The organism is Nocardia sp. 852002-20019_SCH5090214 (assembly GCF_001665865.1).
Taxonomy (GTDB): Bacteria; Actinomycetota; Actinomycetes; order Mycobacteriales; family Mycobacteriaceae; genus Nocardia; species Nocardia nova.
This window is the reverse complement of the sequence record NZ_LZMK01000300.1, coordinates 1-658: the sequence shown is the minus strand read 5'-3', so window position 1 is coordinate 658 and position 658 is coordinate 1. Positions and strand designations below refer to the sequence as shown.

The window sequence follows — 658 nt, the reverse complement described above, 5'->3', positions numbered from 1 at the left end:
CGATCGGCTCAGCAACCGGTTCTGCTGGCGTACCCGCTTCACCCGGAACGTCCCCGCCGGAATCGTGCGCCACGGCGTCACCCCGAACGCCACCGCGAGACGAAATCCGCTGTACAACACCACAACCAGTGCGACCGCCGCCAACATGGCCAACTGCTCCGAATCGGCGAACGGCGCCCAGGCGATGCAGATCACCAGGGCGCCGATCGTGGTGAGAACCGGATAGGCCAGGGGATGGCCGGTACCGGAAATCACTTCAGGTAGCCGACTTTCGTCCAGTCGAGGGTGGCCAGGCCGCGCGCACCGTAGTTGGCGAGATTGGAACGGGTCGCGACGATGCCGGGCGACTGCAGCAGCGGGAGCGAATGGCCCTCGGCGAAGATCTGGCGGTCGACCTGATTGGCCAGATCGATGGCCTTGTTCGGGTCCAATTCCGAGACGGTCTTCTCGATCAGATCGTTGAGTTCCGGGGAACCGATGTGGCCGTAATTGCCCTGCCAGTTGTTCGGGTCGTATCCCCAGATCTGGCTGATGCTGCCCAAGGGGAACGGGTCACCGACCCAGGAGAACTGCGCCAGATCGAAATCGCCCTTCTGGAACACATTCGTGAACAGCCCCTGTCCCGGCCGAGTGTCGATCGTGAGTTTCACGCCGATCT

The 658-nt window shown here is 63.1% G+C and carries 2 pseudogenes; both read right to left on the bottom strand.

From position 1 onward, the window contains the following. Positions 1–255 (bottom strand): annotated as a pseudogene (locus A5780_RS23985) (hypothetical protein); the annotation flags it as partial. Further along, positions 252–658, bottom strand: a pseudogene (locus tag A5780_RS41250) (ABC transporter family substrate-binding protein); the annotation flags it as partial. The pseudogenes A5780_RS23985 and A5780_RS41250, both read right to left, overlap by 4 nt.